The organism is Bordetella sp. FB-8 (assembly GCF_000382185.1).
In the GTDB taxonomy this organism is placed as follows: domain Bacteria; phylum Pseudomonadota; class Gammaproteobacteria; order Burkholderiales; family Burkholderiaceae_B; genus Bordetella.
In genome coordinates, this window is the sequence record NZ_KB907784.1 from 1,962,619 (window position 1) to 1,978,271 (window position 15,653).

General features: G+C 63.6%; 13 protein-coding genes. 4 read left to right on the forward strand and 9 right to left on the reverse strand.

The features are described from left to right. Positions 1–61 precede the first annotated feature (61 nt). Positions 62–781 carry a hypothetical protein gene (locus tag H143_RS0109405; protein ID WP_019937988.1) on the reverse strand — a complete coding sequence of 240 codons (720 nt, stop codon included), beginning with the start codon at positions 779–781 and terminating at the stop codon, positions 62–64. A 222-nt stretch (positions 782–1,003) separates the two neighbouring features. On the opposite strand from H143_RS0109405, the gene H143_RS0109410 reads away from it, so the two are divergent. Then, the gene (locus tag H143_RS0109410) at positions 1,004–1,342 is read left to right on the forward strand and encodes a hypothetical protein (RefSeq protein WP_019937989.1); all 339 of its coding nucleotides are present in this window, start codon (positions 1,004–1,006) and stop codon (positions 1,340–1,342) included. Continuing rightward, positions 1,339–1,653, forward strand: coding sequence for a DNA-binding transcriptional regulator (locus tag H143_RS0109415; RefSeq protein ID WP_019937990.1), 315 nt, complete (start codon positions 1,339–1,341; stop codon positions 1,651–1,653). Before H143_RS0109410 ends, H143_RS0109415 begins: the two co-directional genes overlap by 4 nt. 600 nt (positions 1,654–2,253) lie before the next feature. Here the strand turns inward: H143_RS0109415 and H143_RS0109420 are convergent. The 4 genes from H143_RS0109420 to H143_RS0109435 form a co-directional block, all read right to left on the reverse strand. Then, on the reverse strand, positions 2,254–3,378 hold the full coding sequence (locus H143_RS0109420; protein WP_019937991.1) for a succinylglutamate desuccinylase/aspartoacylase family protein: 1,125 nt from the start codon (positions 3,376–3,378) through the stop codon (positions 2,254–2,256). Positions 3,379–3,552: 174 nt separating this feature from the next. Continuing rightward, complete coding sequence (locus tag H143_RS0109425) at positions 3,553–4,422, reverse strand: N-formylglutamate amidohydrolase (RefSeq protein ID WP_019937992.1); 870 nt, start codon at positions 4,420–4,422, stop codon at positions 3,553–3,555. A 51-nt stretch (positions 4,423–4,473) separates the two neighbouring features. Continuing rightward, entirely contained in the window at positions 4,474–5,433 is a 960-nt protein-coding gene (locus tag H143_RS0109430) for a tripartite tricarboxylate transporter substrate binding protein (RefSeq protein ID WP_019937993.1), read from the reverse strand. Between the two features lie 24 nt (positions 5,434–5,457). After that, the gene (locus H143_RS0109435; protein WP_019937994.1) at positions 5,458–6,789 is read right to left on the reverse strand and encodes an arylsulfatase; all 1,332 of its coding nucleotides are present in this window, start codon (positions 6,787–6,789) and stop codon (positions 5,458–5,460) included. Positions 6,790–6,891: 102 nt separating this feature from the next. Here H143_RS0109435 and H143_RS0109440 point away from each other — a divergent pair, with 102 nt between their 5' ends. Then, entirely contained in the window at positions 6,892–7,836 is a 945-nt protein-coding gene (locus H143_RS0109440) for a LysR family transcriptional regulator (protein WP_019937995.1), read from the forward strand. Positions 7,837–7,869: 33 nt separating this feature from the next. Here H143_RS0109440 and H143_RS21595 read toward each other — a convergent pair whose 3' ends face one another. Together H143_RS21595 and H143_RS0109450 are read right to left on the reverse strand one after the other, a co-directional pair. Further along, positions 7,870–10,239 carry a PAS domain-containing protein gene (locus tag H143_RS21595; RefSeq protein ID WP_019937996.1) on the reverse strand — a complete coding sequence of 790 codons (2,370 nt, stop codon included), beginning with the start codon at positions 10,237–10,239 and terminating at the stop codon, positions 7,870–7,872. A gap of 133 nt (positions 10,240–10,372) precedes the next feature. Then, complete coding sequence (locus H143_RS0109450; RefSeq protein ID WP_019937997.1) at positions 10,373–12,583, reverse strand: bifunctional diguanylate cyclase/phosphodiesterase; 2,211 nt, start codon at positions 12,581–12,583, stop codon at positions 10,373–10,375. Positions 12,584–12,822: 239 nt separating this feature from the next. Between H143_RS0109450 and H143_RS0109455 the strand changes: the two genes are divergently transcribed. Next, positions 12,823–13,647: an NADPH-dependent oxidoreductase gene (locus H143_RS0109455; protein ID WP_019937998.1), complete on the forward strand. Its 825-nt coding sequence runs from the start codon at positions 12,823–12,825 to the stop codon at positions 13,645–13,647. 145 nt (positions 13,648–13,792) lie between these two features. Here H143_RS0109455 and denD read toward each other — a convergent pair whose 3' ends face one another. Together denD and otnI are read right to left on the reverse strand one after the other, a co-directional pair. Next, complete coding sequence (gene denD, locus H143_RS0109460; protein ID WP_019937999.1) at positions 13,793–14,758, reverse strand: D-erythronate dehydrogenase; 966 nt, start codon at positions 14,756–14,758, stop codon at positions 13,793–13,795. A 71-nt stretch (positions 14,759–14,829) separates the two neighbouring features. After that, positions 14,830–15,624 carry a 2-oxo-tetronate isomerase gene (gene otnI, locus H143_RS0109465; protein WP_019938000.1) on the reverse strand — a complete coding sequence of 265 codons (795 nt, stop codon included), beginning with the start codon at positions 15,622–15,624 and terminating at the stop codon, positions 14,830–14,832. Between the last annotated feature and the right edge of the window lie 29 nt (positions 15,625–15,653).

Consider the following 15,653-nt stretch of genomic DNA (forward strand, 5'->3'; position numbering starts at 1 on the left):
TTGGCCTGGTCAATCCATAGATTCCGAAGTAGGGGCGAGATCAACATCCCGCCCCTATGACTTAGGCCAAGCTATCAGAGGTGTCCGGCGGAACGCTCAGATCCCCGTAGCCCTCATCGTCGCGCCAGCTATCGTCGGATTCCGCGCCGGCGCCGCTCTCCGAGAACACTAAACCCGCTCGCCCAGCCTTCAGGTAGTCCAGCCAACCAAGGCAATGCAGCGTGTCATCGTTGAACATGCGATCATCTTCGGGGTCATACTCGCCCACCATCTTGCCGGTGGCCTCGATACGCCATTCATCGACCGCGCTCCATAGGTCTGCCGTGAGCGGACATTCGTCGTCGATTTCGGGATCGTCAGGGTATATGGCGTTGCTCCCGGCCATCACGCCAGCAACGGCATCATCGAAGGCAATAGCCTCGACCAGCTCTTGCCGGGCGTGGAGGTCGTAGAACTCGGCTAGGCCGTCGAACACCTGCGTATCGTCATTGTTGGCGGCTGCTTTCAGTGCGGCCACACAAGCTGCAACGGTCGGCGGGCCTTGCAGGCTAAGGCCGGCGGCCCGCTCCAAGCCCAGCGCCTGGTTGAGCACGATGATTTCAGCATCGTCCAGGTGCAGAGCCTTGGTGGCATCCGCTTCTTCGACCATCAAGGCCGCGTAGGAGCGGTAGCCCAGCAGGGTCGCGATAACTTCGGAGAGGTGGGAACGCTTGACCGACAGCCCTTGGGCGGCCAGGGTCTGAGAAGCCGCGTAGGCGGCGGGCGAGACGAAAGTAGCCATGTTGGGCTCCAATATCGCTGTCCGTGGCGCTGGGCGTTTTGTCGCTCACGAGCAGCCGGATACCCGGATGGTTCATGGCGAAAAGTACTGGGTGAGGGGTACTGCCTTGCCTGTTTCAAGCCGTCCAGAGCTTGGGCGGGCGCCGCTAGCCACACTCTACGCCCGCCCGTCCCGTGCTGCAAGCCCATTGCATATATCCGCAACTTGCGTATAATTTGAGCGATGGAAGCTGTCTTCGTCGAACTGCCCGCTTTCACCCGCTACCGGGCCGACTATCTGGACGACGAGGGTTTCCGTGGTCTGCAAGAGGCCATGATGAAGAACCCCGAAGCCGGGGACGTGATCGAGGGCACGGGTGGCCTGCGCAAGCTGCGGCACGGCGACCCGCGCCGAGGCAAGGGCAAGCGAGGCGGCTTGCGGGTGATCTACTACTGGTGGGATGGCGGCTCGCAATTTTGGCTGTTCACCCTGTACGACAAGGACGAAATGACCGACTTGAGCTCAGATGAGAAGAAGGCGCTCAAGGGTATGTTGAAAGCGGAATTGGAGGCGAGGCGATGAAAAAGCGGAACCTGTTTGCAGAGATTGCCGAGGGCTTCGATGCCCTGACGAACGCGCGCGCCGGCAAGCAGACGCTGCGCACGCACGAGGTGGAAATCCACCCGGCGCCGGACGTGACAGCCGACGAGCTGCTGGCCCTGCGCGAGCGCCTGCACCTGTCGCGCCCGGTGTTCGCCCGTTACCTGCGCACCAACCCCCGCACCCTGGAAAACTGGGAGCAGGGCCGGGCCAAGCCCAACGCCCAGGCCGCCCTGCTGATCCGCCTGGTCGAGAAATTCCCTGACACGGTGGAACGGCTGGCAGTGGTATGACGGATTTTCAAAAGCGGGTATGAAATGACCATGCCAAAGCGGGTATCAAGCATTGGTGCGGTTCGTATCCCATTCTTCCCGTTCAACGTCTGACGGTTTTGCGACTTCCGGGACGTTCAGTGACGTTGGGCGGACTGAGTAAATTTTTTGAAATTAAAGGGAGGCTGCTGAGCCTCCTTTTCTTATGACTGCTACAGCCAGACAATCCGATCGATCTCTGAAGGTAGATGTCGGTGGTACAAAAATAGGTAACTGGGTAGGCTTAAATGAGGTAATGGCACCATGAATTACCTCATTTTCGACAAAAGCGATGTTGCTCGTATCCTAGCCAGCCTTAATCGACGGTGGTTGACAGTCTGCCACTTTGCACTGCCCATCGTAGATGTGCCGCTGCGGGATGAAGGTCTTATGTGCCCGAATCAATGACCCTATTCCCGCCAGAAGGTGTGCCGACTTCCAGCGATTCCCGCAAAGGCCGTGGCCCGACTGCCCCGCGTAACCTAGTGCTCACGGGCCTTTGCCGACCGATCAACGTTTAAACGTGTGATCAACGTCCGAGTCTTGGCTTTTTACGCGGCGCGAATCCATTTTTTCGAACCGTCAGGCGTCGAGCAGCACACCGGTTCGAATCGGGCGCGTGCCGGTCACCTGCCCCAGCGGCTCGCCCGTCGTGACGAAGCGGATCGATCGTCGCATGTAGAAAATGCCTTCTGTGTTGCTGTGCACGGTGATCGTCTTGTCGGTCAGGGGATCGACAATGTCGAACAGTGGATCGCCGACACCGATCAGGTCGCCCATTGCGGCACGATGCACCAGAATGCCGCTCGCGGGCGCGTAGAACTGCTCGCTGCCCGCGAGCGGCGTGGCTTCGTGCACCAAGGGCGGGAGCGGCCGCGCAGCGCCGCGGATGGCGCCGCGAAATCGCAGAAAATCGATGATCGCGTCAGCGTCGCGCGCTGCCGTTTCGTAACTCACGTCGCTCTGGCCGCGGCATTCGATCGTCGCCGCGATCGTGCCCGGCGGCAGCGGCGTTGCGTTGTCGACCCGTTCCTGCAGCGTCCACCAGGGCAGGCTGTGCGCTTCGTCAAAAGACTGTCCGCCCGAGTCCGTCGCGATCAGCGACGCTTGCGACCCGAGATAGCGAGCCAAGGGCTCGAACTGCGGCCATGCCGCATCGCTCGTGAACAGGTGCATCGTCGCTTCGAGCGAACAGTGCAGATCAAGCACCACATCTGCGTCAAGCGATAAATCCAGCAATGCATGCTGCAATGATTCGAACTCGGTGCGGGGCTGCTGCTGCGCGAGCGCTGCGCGCATCATCTTGCGCACGGTGGCAACATTGTTCTGCGCGTTCGAGCCCAGAAGGGTGTCGAGCGGCTCGTTGAAGCCGCTCAAGACAGGAAAATGGCGGTTGTAGTTGCGCCCGCTGGCCAGGTCGAAGCGGCCGATGAAATGACCGAGCACGTGCTGCGCGAGGCCCACCGGATTGGCAACCGGCACAAGCACGATCTGGTCGCAGATTTCTCCGTCGGCATCGAGCTGCGCCAGGCGGCGCCTGAGCATCACGCTTACCAGCATGGCCGGCGTCTCGTCGGCGTGGAGCGCCGACTGGATGTAGATTTTCTGCTTCGCGCTGCTGGCGTCCGCGGGACCGAAATGAAAGCTGGTGAGCTCGCGGCTCGTCCCGATCGTCGGCGAGATAAGCGATGTCGATTGCGTATGCATGGTCTGAAAAGAGAAGAGGGAAACGTCAGGCGAGCTTAATCGCCATACAGATCGAATGAGAAATATTTGAGCGCAATGCGCGCATACCTGGTGAAGAACCCGTTTGGCAAAAGCGCCTTGCTGCGCAGGCGCCAACCTTGACGGTATGGCGCTTCGCGGCAGGCGCGGCGGCAGTCAGGCGCCGGCCACCTGCCCGCGCATCCACGCCAGCATGGCCGACGTCAGCTCGCCCAGTTCGTTCTTGAGCCCGTCATACCCCGCATTGGGCCGCAGTGTGACCTCGTCCATGTACAGCTTGCGGTTGATCTCGATCTGCAGGCTGTGGCGGCCTTCCGAGGGCCGGCCATGCACGCGTACCAGCTCCACGCCCTTGTACGGATCATTGATCGCCACCGCGTAGCCGCGTACGCGCAGCCAGTCGGCCACGAAGGCGGCAAAGGCCGGGTCGGCCGTGGTGCCGTCGCGGTCGCCCAGCACGAAATCGGGATGGGCGGTGCCGGGCTTGCCGGTGGCGTAGGCGCCGGCCACGCTGGGCATGGAGTGGCAGTTGATGTGCCACACCTTGCCCAGCTGCGCATGCGTGTCGTCCAGCAGCGCGCGCAGCGCGTCGTGATAGGGCCGCCAGCACTGGTCGATGCGCGCCTGCACCTCGGCCACGGAAAGCTTGCGGTCGTACAGCGGCGTGCCGTCGTCGAGCATGCGCCAGATCAGGCCCTTGCCCAGGCCCACCTTGGGTGAATCCGAGAGCGGGCCGGGCCAGGGCGCATCCAGCATCGTGGAGTCGATATCTTCCACCCCGCGATTGACGTCGATGTAGGCGCGCGGGCAGGTTGCGCCCAGCAGCGGCACGCCCTGGTTAACGGCGCCGCTCCACAGGTCGTCGACCCAGGTGTCTTCGGCGGTGCGCAGCACGCCGATATGGGCGATGCTGGCGAAATCCGGCGGGTAGGCGGTGCCGCTGTGCGGCGAATCCAGTACCAGCGGCGAGAGGTTCGCCGCCGGCATGTGGTCCAGGCGGTAGGAAAGCGGGTAAATGGTGGGCATGCCCTTACTCTACCTTGATGTGGGCTTGCTTGGCGATACCGCGACCGCGCCCTATCGCGTCAGCTTGATCCCCGCCTGCCGGATCAAGGTCTGCCACTTGGCATTGTCCTTGGCGACGAATTCGATCAGCGCCTGGCGGCTGCCGGGCCGGGCGATCATGCCCGCATTCTCCAGCGCGGCCTGGAACGCGGGCGTCTTGATGATGTCCTGCAGGATGCGGTTCAGTTCGTCCAGGTCCTTGGCGGGGATGCCCGGTGTGGCGGCCACCGACATCCATTGGCTCGCGTCGTAGCCGGGGAATCCAGCCTGTTGCATGGTCGGCACGTCGGGCAGGGTGGGCAGCCGGTAGGTGGTGGTGACCGCATAGGCCTTGAGCAGGTGGGCGCGGATGCCGGCCATGACGGGCGTGGGGCCCAGGATGGCCAGGGGGATCTGTCCGCCGATCACGTCCGTCACGGCCTGGCCGCCGCCCTTGTAGGGCACATGCATGATGTGCGTGCCCGCCATCTGGTTCAGCAGCTCGCCGGCCAGGTGCTGCGAAGTGCCGATGCCCGAGCTGGCAAAGCTCCAGGCATTGGGGTGGGCGCGGGCATCTTCGATGACGGCCTTGATCGACGGCTTGGCCGAACGGGCGGGGCCGACGATCACCATTGGCCCGTCGGCCAGCAGCGCCACCGGCTGCAGGTCCTTGCCCAACTCGGGTTCGGCGGTGGGATAGATCAGCGGACCCGGCACGGTCAACAGCAATCCGGCCTTGGGGGCGCTGTGCGCCACGTACTGCAGGGCGATGGCGCCCGAGGCGCCCGTCTTGTTCTCGACGATGACGGCCTTGCCGGTGCGCTGGGAGAGTTCCTTGGCGGCGATGCGGGTCAGCACGTCGGACGTGCCGCCGGGCGCGAAGCCGACGATCCAGTCGATGCGGTCGCTGGGCCAGTCCAGCGGTGTGCGCGCCGACGCTGCGGGCAGGATTGCGCAGGCTGCCAGCACGGCGGTCCAGTAGCGGTTTTTCATATGTTCCTCGCAGGTCCTAAGGGCCTAGTCTTGGTCCGGCGCGCCGGGCGCCGTGTTGGGATGCGCCGCGCAGGAAAGATTGAACTGGCGCACCATCTTGAGTACCGGGTTCATCACCCAGGTGTTGAAAATCAGGACGTCGGTTTCTTCCTTGGGGTCCTGGGTCAGGTTGAACAGCAAAGGCGATTCCAGCTTGCCCTTGCCCTCGTTGACTTCGGGCTCCCAATAGAAGTGCAGCTTCCAGTTGCGCCATTTGACGGCGCGCAGCTCGTCCTTGATGTAGAACGCAAAGCCCTCGCGCAGGGATTTTTCCGATGCGCCGGTAAAGAAATCGCGCTGGTCGACGCCGTCGATGGGCCGGTCGTCCGGAATCGACGCGCCGCCGATCAGCGAGAGCGTGGTGAACAGGTCCGTGACGTGGACGATCTCGTTCGAAACGCGATTGGGCGCCACCTTGCCGGGCCAGCGCAGGATGAAGGGCACGCGCAGGCTGCCTTCCATAGCCGTGTGATACGTGCCGCGCCAGGGGCCTGCCGTGCCGCGGTACGGCCGCCGGAATTCCGGGCCGTTGTCGCTGCAGAAGATGAAGACCGTGTCGTCCCGGATGCCCAGGTCGTCGACCGCCTGGACGATCTGGCCCACGCGGTGATCCAGCTCGACCATGGAGTCGGCGAAGTCTCCCGCGCCGGTGCGGCCGGCGAAATCCGGATGCGGCAGCGTGGGAAAGTGCAGGTGCACCAGCGGCAGATACAGGAAGAAGGGCCGGTCCTGGCGCACGTTTTCGGTCATGAAGCGTGTGGCGCGCTCGACCAGTTCCGCATCGATGCCGCGCCGGGTGTCCAGGTCGTAGACCTTGACCTGCCGCGATGCTTGGCCGGCCTCGCCTTCCATGATGTAGGGCAGCTCGACGACCGACGGATCGAAGCCCAGTGTCGAGGTGAACTGGCTTTCGTCCGTGGTGCGGGGGATGCCGTACCACGCGTCAAAACCCCGGTCGCTGGGATAGCGGCCCGGAACATCGCCCAGATGCCATTTGCCGTAGTGGGCTGTGGCGTAGCCCTGCCCGGACAGTTGCTGGGCCAGCGTGATCTCGTTGCGGTTCAGGCCTTGGGGCAGGCCGGCCGGCACCGATTGCAGGCACCCGGTGCGTATCGGATGCCGGCCGCTCATCAACGCCGAGCGGGTCGGCACGCAATCGCTTTCCACATTGAAGTTGTGCAATAGCAGGCCTTCGGCGGCCAGCTTGTCGATGTTCGGCGTGGGAGCGCCGCGCAGGGCACCGCCGCCGTAGCAGCCCAGTTCGCCCCAACCCAGGTTGTCGGCGACGATGAGAACGATGTGGGGAGATTTCGGCATTTCCAGATTCGATGAGGGTTATCGACAGTGCATGGGAAAAATTCTAGGGATTAGCCTGGAGCTGAAAATTCCAAAACGTTATATAAAACATGAATAAATGTTATGAATCTGTCGCTGCGGGACGTCGAATACTTCCTGGCCGCCGTTGACCACGGCAACCTTGCCCGGGCGGCCGCGAGCTGCGCCGTGTCCCAGCCGGCCTTGTCCAAGTCGCTCAAGCGCCTGGAGGCTGACACCGGGCTGGTCTTGTTCGATCGTGCCAGCGGACGCAGCATCCAGCTGACTTCGTCGGGCCTGGTCTTTCTGGAGCACGCCAGAAAGCTGTGGGCCGAATACCGCGACGCGGTCCGCCACGCCGGCGAACTGCGCGTCGGGCAGGCCGGCTTGCTGCGCATCGGCGCCACCGGAGCCACGCTCGATACGGTCGTGTTGCCGGCACTGGCCGAGCTGTTGCCCAGGCGCCCGGCCTTGCGCGCCGATCTGCAGGTCGCGCTTTCGGACGATTTGCGCGACCGCATCGAAAAAGGCGCGCTGGATCTGGCGATCGCGCCTGTCTATGTCGAAACGCCCAGCACCCTGGTGCAGGAGCCGATCAAGATCGACGACCTGAGCATCGTAGCCAGCCGCCGGCATGCCCTGGCGGTGCGCAGGAAGCTGAAATTGGCGGATCTGGCCGACTATCGCTGGGTCTTGCCGGATTCGCGCTCGATTGCGCGCAAGGTGCTCGACGCGCGCTTCGATGCCCAGGGACTCGGCCTGCCCCAGGCGGCGCTGGAGGTTTCGCATTTCTCGGCGGGAGCCTTGCGCCTGATCGCCAATTCGAACCTGTTGGCTGCGTTGCCGAGCATGGTCCTGGCATTGGAGCGCCACAGCGACCTGGTGTCGCTGCCCGTCACTCTGGACAAGCCCTTGTGGCGTCAAATCGTGTTGCTCAGCCGGCGGGAGGCCATATGGTCGCCCTTGATGTCCGAACTGCGCAATGTATTGCTGGCGATGGTCAAGCCCATGGATATGGCCGATATGAACCGGCGGCTGCGGCGCCCGTGAACGCAGATGCGGCCGGCGCCAGGCGCCGGCCGCTCAAGCGCGGTTTTCGTCGTCCGGCTCGACGCTCAAGGTGGGCGCCGTCAGCGGCAGATGCAGCACGAAGCGCGTGCCTTGCCCCGGGGTGCTGTGCAGTTGGATGCGCCCGCCCAACGGACCCGTCACCAGGGTGTAGGTGATGTGCAGGCCCAGTCCCGAGCCGCCCTGGCCCATCTTGGTGGTGAAGAAGGGATCGAATATCTTGCGCTGATGTTCCAAGGGTATGCCGCGCCCGTCGTCGCTCACGGCCACCGACAGCCAGCCCGCCTCGGTGGCACGCGCGGTCAGCGAGATCGTGCCCTTGTCCCGGTCGCCGAAGGCGTGCAGCAGGGCATTGTTGATCAGGTTGATCAGCACCTGTCCGAGCGGGCCGGGCAGGCTGTCCAGGATCAAGTCCTTGGGTATGTCGGTCACCAGTTCGAATTTGGTCTTGCGCAGCGTCGGCTTCATGGACAGGATGATTTCCTGTACCACGTCGTATACGCAGAAGGTGCGGCGCTGGTAGCTGGTCTGGTCCACCGCGAGCTGTTTGAACCCGCCGATCAATTCGGCCGCGCGCTGTAGATTGCGCTCGATGATCAGGCCGCCCTCTTGCACGTCGTTCAGATACTCCGCCAGGCCGCTGCGGGTCAGGCCGCTTTCCGTCAGCGCCGTAAAGCGTTTGTGGGTCTGCACCAAGGTCGAGGCCACCGTGACGGCGGTGCCGATGGGCGTGTTCAGTTCGTGCGCCACGCCCGCCACCAGCGCGCCCAGGGAAGCGAGCTTCTCGCTTTGCAGCAGCTCTTTCTGTGTCCGACGCAGGCCGTCCAGGACCGCGCTGAGCTTGGCCGTGCGCTCGTGCACACGCTGCTCGAGCAGGGTGTTGAGCTCGTGGATTCTTTCTTCCTGCTGCTTCTGCTCGGTGATGTCCATGATCATGCCGTCGAACACGATATGGCCGTTGCTCATCTTGCGCGGCGAGGACGCGATCAGGATCCAGCATAGGCGCCCGTCTGGCAGGGTGCAGCGGGTCTCGGCCTTGAAGTCGGTCATATTGGCGATGCACTCGAGTTCGAGCGCATGCATCAATACCCGGTCTTCGGGATTCATCTGGTCATAGAGCAGGGACGGGTCGCGCATCACGTCCTGCGCCGCCAGGCCGTGTATGCGCTGGATGCCTTCGCTCAGATAGGTGAACCGACGCGGGCCGTGGGGTCCGCCGCAATCGAGCTGGTAGACCACGCTGTCGGGAATGTTGTCGCTGATCAGCTGCAGACGCTCCTGGCTTTCGCGCAGCTGCGCCAGGGCTTGCTTGAGCGATGTGGCGTCGATGTGAGTTCCAAGTACCTTGCCCGTGGGCTTGCCGTTGGCATCGCGCAGGATGCTGCCGCGCGACAGTATCCAGATCCAGCTTGCGTTCGCGTGGCGCATGCGGAACTCGGTTTCGTACATGTGCGAGGGCTCGGCGGCGACGTAGTCCGCGAAGCCGCGCCTGACGCGGTCCACATCGTCCGGATGCAGCAGATCGATCCAGGCATTTTGCAAGGTGATGCTTCCCTGCGCCGCATAGTCCGCGGCGTCCAGGCCCAGCATGGTGAAATACTCCGGGCTGCACCACAGGCATGCGTTGGACTCGTCCCATTCCCATACACCCGTATTGGATACCCGGGCCAGCTCCATGAATCGCGCACTCTCGCGGCGCAGCGATTCCTCCGCGTACTTGCGTTCCGAAATGTCCTGGCGCGCGCCCATCATGACCAAGGGCGCGCCGTTCTCGTCGCGCTGGAACACGCGCCCGCTGTCCAGCACCCAGACCCAGTGCCCCGCCTTGTGGCGCATCCGTATTTCACAGGCGTAGATGTCCGTCTTGCCTGAAAGGTGCGCCTTGAGCCTTTCGTTGTTGAGGGCCAGATCGGCCGGGTGGCACAGCTTGATGAAGGTCTGGATGTCGACCGGTTGCAGCTCTGCCAGCGAGTAACCGACGATCTGGGCCCAGCGTTCGTTGAGCGTGACCTGGCCAGTCTGCATGTTCCATTCCCATGTGCCGGCCTGCATGGATGTCAGGATGTTCGTCAGACGCTGCCGCTCGCGGATCATCTGCGCGGCCAACTCGCGCACGGGACGGCCGAAACGCGCGCTGATCCAGGACGTGGCCTCGATGCCGGCGATCAGCAGGACGCACAGCATCGCGAACGCGATGAGGGCGGTCTGCTGCCATTGCCCCTGTATGGCGGCTGGCAGTGTGTCGCGCACATACCATCCGCCGACCAGCAGCACGGCCAGCATCAAGCAGAAGATGACGCATCCGAACGCCAATCCCATCCTGCGGTCGATGTTGGAAAAGCGCTTTGCATCGGCCGATGCGTGTTGATGGACTGCCTGCGTCATCCCGCCTCCGTCGCTTCGCCGCCGCACACTAGATGCCCGGCCCGGCCTGCCTTGGGAAACGCCAGGGCCGCGGTCCGATCCTTCATGGCATTTCCCTTTGTATGTTCAGGAAAACGGCAAAGCGGCTGCGGCGCTAGCGGGAGGTTCTCAGGTCTTGCAGCCACACGAGAAAATCGGTTTCGGCCAGGGGGCGCGAGAACAAATACCCCTGTCCCTCCTGGCAGCCCGCAGCCAGCAGGGCATCGCATTGTTGCTGCGTTTCTATGCCCTCGGCGATGGTCGTCAAGGCAAGGTGGTCGGCCATGGTGATGATGGTGCGCGCGATCTCGAAAGACTCCTCGCCGACCTGGTTTCCGCTGACAAAGCCGCGGTCGATCTTCAGGTGGTCCAGTTGCAGGCGCTGGATCACGCTCAGCGACGAATAGCCCGTGCCGAAGTCGTCCATCGCCACCCGGATGCCGCATCCGCGCAGGATATGGAGCTTTATCGCCAGGTCTTCGAGGTTTTCAATGGCCACCGATTCGGTCAGCTCGATTTCCACCTGCGAACCCTGCAGGCCGGCTTCGTCCAGTATCTCGAGGAATTTCTGCGCGAAATCCGGTTCGGCGAATTGGGTGCGGGACACGTTGATCGCCACCCGGAAGTTCGCGTCCACCTGTCCCTTCAGGCTGGCGCGCCATTTCATCGCCGTGCGCGCCACCCACTCGCCCATCGGGATCATCAGGCCGGACTGCTCGGCAATGGGGATGAACAGCTCCGGCGAAATGAACTGGCCCTCGGTGTTTTTCCAGCGCAGCAGGCTTTCGGCGCCGACGATGCGTCCGTCCTGCAGATTGATGAAGGGCTGGTAGTGCAGGAACAGCCGCTCTTCCGAGAACGACGTGCGCAGGTGGTTGAGCATGCGTATTCGGTCGCGCGCGGCATCGGCCTGGGTGGCCTCGAAATACAGCGATTTACCGCGCTGCAAACGCTTGGCTTGCTTGAGGGCCGCGCTCGCGCTTTTCAAGGTGACCAGGCCGGTCTGCGCGCTCGATTGCAGGCGCACCAGGCCGGTGGTGGCCGACAGACGCAGCGGCTCGCTCGCGGCCACGGCGAAAGGGTCGTCGAACACGGCGGCGATTTTTTCCGGCGTGACCTGCTGCGCCGGGCCGTACAGGCCGAACAGGTCGCTGCCCAGCCGCGCCACCAGCGTTTCGGCGGGGAAGGCGGCGCGCAGCTTGTGCGCGACCGATTGCAGCACGGCATCGCCGAAGCTGTCGTCCAGGATGCTGTTGATGTCGGCGAAGCTGTCCAGGTCGAGCAGGGCGACGGTTTCCTCCACCGAATTGCGCGCATCGATCGCTTCCACCAGCGCGTTGCGGTTGGGCAGATGCACCAGCGTGTCGTTATAGGCCAGGTCGTTGATGTTCAGATAGAGCTGCAGGTTCTCGAAGGCCACGGAGATATTGCTGCAGAAGACTTCGAGCAGCTCTTTTTCCAGCGCCTGCAAGGGCCTTTGTACATCGACGAAGGCGGCCAGCGCCTGATCGTTGTAGCCCTGGAAGTACAGGCTGGCGCCGTCGTGCAGGAAGTGCTGGCGCGCGTGCAGCGTCTGATACAGGCTGTCCCTGACCCTGGACTCGGGAATCTGGTTCAGCGGCAGGCCGATCCAGGCGTCGTAGGCGCCGGCGGCGGCCAGGACATAAGGCGTCTGGTCGGACGGGTTCATGGCGGCGCATACCAGGCATTGGGCCTCCACGTTGAGCAAAGCGCATAGCTGGGTGACCACGCCGCTGGCGAATTTCTTCAGGCCTACCGGCTTGCCCAGTTCGACCGACGCCGCCAGGATCTGTTCCAGGCCGCGCCGGCCGGCCTCCAGTTGCCGGATTTGCGCGTAGGAACGCACGGCCATGGTCAGGCACGTGAACAGCCGCACCTGTGTCAGCTCGGATTTGGTGCGGTAGTCGTTGATGTCGTATTGCCGGATGGTGTCGATTTCCGGGGCGTAGCCGGGCTGGCCGGTGCGCAGGATGATGCGCAGCGCCTTGTTGTCCAGCGTCTCGCGGATCTGGCGCACCAGTTGCAGGCCGGCGTCGTCCCTTTCCATGACCACGTCAATGAGAGCCACGGCAAAGTCGTTGGGTTGGGACAGCAGCGTCAAAGCCTGTGCCGCGGTGTGCGCATGGCTGAAGGCGATGTTGCGCCCCTCCACCGGTATGCCTTTCAGTGCGAGCTTGGAGGCAGCGTGTACGTCGGGCTCGTCGTCGACAATCAGCACTTGCCAAACGGCGGCTGACCAGGTCTGGCCTGGATCCGCCAAGGCGTCATCGGCAAAAGGGATCAGGGCTTCATCGTTGTATGCCATGCAAAATCTCCTAGGACAGTCATGGCTGACTTCTGCACGTTGTCCCCATTCTATTCGGATCGACTAACATTTACTTGCAAAAAGATGCCATTTCCCAAGTCAGGGCCTTTGGGAGTATTCATCGTCAATAACGGTAGTATGCGAAGCTTGCTTGATACGTTTTATGTCAAGATTTGTAATACTCAAGGCTGGATTTGGCATGCGTTTGTGGCCTAAATCTGTCCATTCAAGGTGATTTGATGACTTCTTTCCAGTCCGTTGCGGCGCAGGCCCTGCGGGCCCGCTATGGCAACGACGCGCTGCCCGGCCCGCTCAACGAAATATCGGCTCAGTTGCTGGAGCACCGCTCGGTGCGTGCCTACACCGACCAGCCGGTAAGCGACGAAATCCTGCGCGTGTCGGTGGCCGCCGCGCAGTCGGCCTCGACTTCGTCCAACCTGCAGGCCTGGAGCGTGATCGCCGTGCGTGATCGTGCCAAGCTGGCCAAGCTAGGCGAGCTGGCCGGGGGCCAGCGGCACGTGGTGGACGCGCCGCTGTTCCTGGCCTGGATCGTGGACTTGTCGCGCCTGCGCCGGCTGGGCGATGCGATGAATGCGCCCGCCCTGGCGGTTGATTACCTGGAAATGCATACGGTGGGCGTGGTGGACGCGGCGCTGGCCGCGCAGAACGCTGCCGTGGCGCTCGAGTCCTATGGCCTGGGCCTGGTCTACATCGGCGGCATGCGCAACCACCCTGAGGCCGTGGCCGAGTTGCTGGGCCTGCCCAAGGGGTGCACGGTTCTGTTCGGCATGTGCGTGGGCTATCCCGATCCGGCGGAGCAGACAGGCATCAAGCCGCGCCTGCCGCAAGCTTCGGTACTGCACTTCGAGCGCTACGACGCGAGCAACGAGCCTGCCCAGATCCAGGACTACGACGCGCGCATGGATGCCTTCAATGCAAGCCAGCACCGCAAGTCGCGGTCCTGGTCTCAGTTGGCGACCTGGCGCGTGCGCGGGCCGGAGTCGCTCAGCGGGCGCGATCGTTTGCGCGAGGCATTGGCGAATCTGGGCTTCGAGTTGCGTTGAGTTTGTATCGTTGAATTCGCGCGCGTAGAACGCCGGCGGCAGGACTGCGCAATCCGAAGCGCAGGCGCGTTTTAGCCCCGGGCGGCGCAATTGCGCTGCGCAATCTCAGCGCATTAAGAACTCGGTAACGACTCAAGAACCGGGCTTAACGCCCCAGCTCATCGGTCTGATAAGCCCGGATCACATCCGCGAAATTCGCATCCGCCTTGAACCCCAGGGCCTTGGCCCGCGTGGCCGCGAACTCGCCCGGCCAGGATTCGACGATGCGCTTGACCGCGTCGTCCGGTTCCCAGCGCACCAGGTCGGCCACCTTGTCGCCCGCCACCTCGCGCAAGGCCGCCAGCATGTCCCGCACCGATACCGACAGGCCCGGCAGGCTGATACTGCGTGGAAAGCCGATCTTGGCCGCCTCCACTTCGTGGCCGTGGATCAGGTTCTCGATCGCCAGGCGCGGCGACATGAGCCACATGCGCGTCTCGGGCGAGACAGGCGCCACTGCCGCCTCGCCGTTCAAGGGTTCGCGGATGATGCCGCTGGCAAAGCTCGACGCGGCTGCATTGGGCTTGCCCGGACGCACGCTGATGGTGGGCATGCGCAGGGTGCGGCCGTCGATGAAGCCCTTGCGGCTGTAATCGCCGACCATGAGTTCGCCCATGACCTTTTGCGCGCCGTAGGAACTCATGGGCATGGGGGCGAAATCATCGGGGATCACCGCGGGCAGCTTGCCGCCGAAGGCCGCCACCGAGCTTGTGAAGATCACGCGCGGCACGTGGCCCAGCGCTCGGCAGCGCTCGAGCACATGGCGCGAGGCATCCAGGTTGATGCGCATGCCCAGGTCGAAATCGGCCTCGGCCGCGCCGCTGACGACAGCGGCCAGATGGAATACCGATTGTGTGTCGCGGTCGATGGCGCGTTCCAGCAGTGCGGGGTCGGCGACGTCGCCGACGAGGGTTTCGATTCTCGGGTCGTTCAGATCGGCGCGCGCCGCCATGTCCAGCAACACCAGCTTGTCGATGACGCGGCCATCGAGCTGGCCGCGCTCAAGTAGCTTTCTGGCCAGCTTTTTGCCCAGAAAGCCGGCGCCGCCGGTGATCAGTACCTTGTTGGCCATGCCGGTCTCCCATGTATCGGTATTGTCTTTGTGTCTGTTCTGTGCGGCGCGTCGATCTTTCAGCGTGGCTTTCAGCGGCCGATGGATTGACGGTACGCGCGCAGCCAGCCGAGTCCGGCGCTGGTGTCGGCGCGCGGCTTGTATTCGCAGCCGACCCAGCCGGCATAGCCCAGCTCGTCCAGTACCTGGAATACGTAGGGATAGCTGAGTTCCTGGCCGTCGGGTTCGTTGCGGCCGGGGACGCTGGCGATCTGCACGTGGCCGACGAACTCGAACATGGCGCGCAGCTTCATGGTGATGTCGCCTTCCATGATCTGGCAGTGATAGCAGTCGAACTGCACCTGCACGTTGGGCGCGCCGATGGCATCGATGACGGCCAGGGCGTCCTGCTGGTAGCTGAGCAGATAGCCCGGCATGTCGCGCTGGTTGATGGGCTCGAGCACGATGGTGATGCCGCGCGCGGCGGCTTGCCCTGCGGCCCAGGCCACGTTGGCTTGGTAGCGCTCCAGGCGCTCGGCGCGGTCCGCGTCCGCCGGCAGCAGGCCGGCCATGATATGCACGCGGGTGTTGCCCAGCTCGCCGGCATAGTCCAGCGCCTGCAGTACCCCGCTGCGAAATTCCTCGGTGCGTCCGGGCAGCGAGGATGTGCCGCGCTCGCCCCTGGCCCAGTCGCCCGCGGGCGCGTTGAAAAGGGCCTGAGCGATGCCGGCATCGCTCAGGCGCTGCTTGATTTCGCGCGCGGGGAAGTCATAGGGAAAGAGATATTCGACGCCTTCGAAGCCGTCGCGCGCGGCACTGGCGATGCGGTCCAGCAAGGGGCGGTCCTGGTAGAGAAAGCTCAGATTGGCGGCGAATTTCAAGCTCATGTCCGGCTCCAGAAAACGGCGGCGCAGCC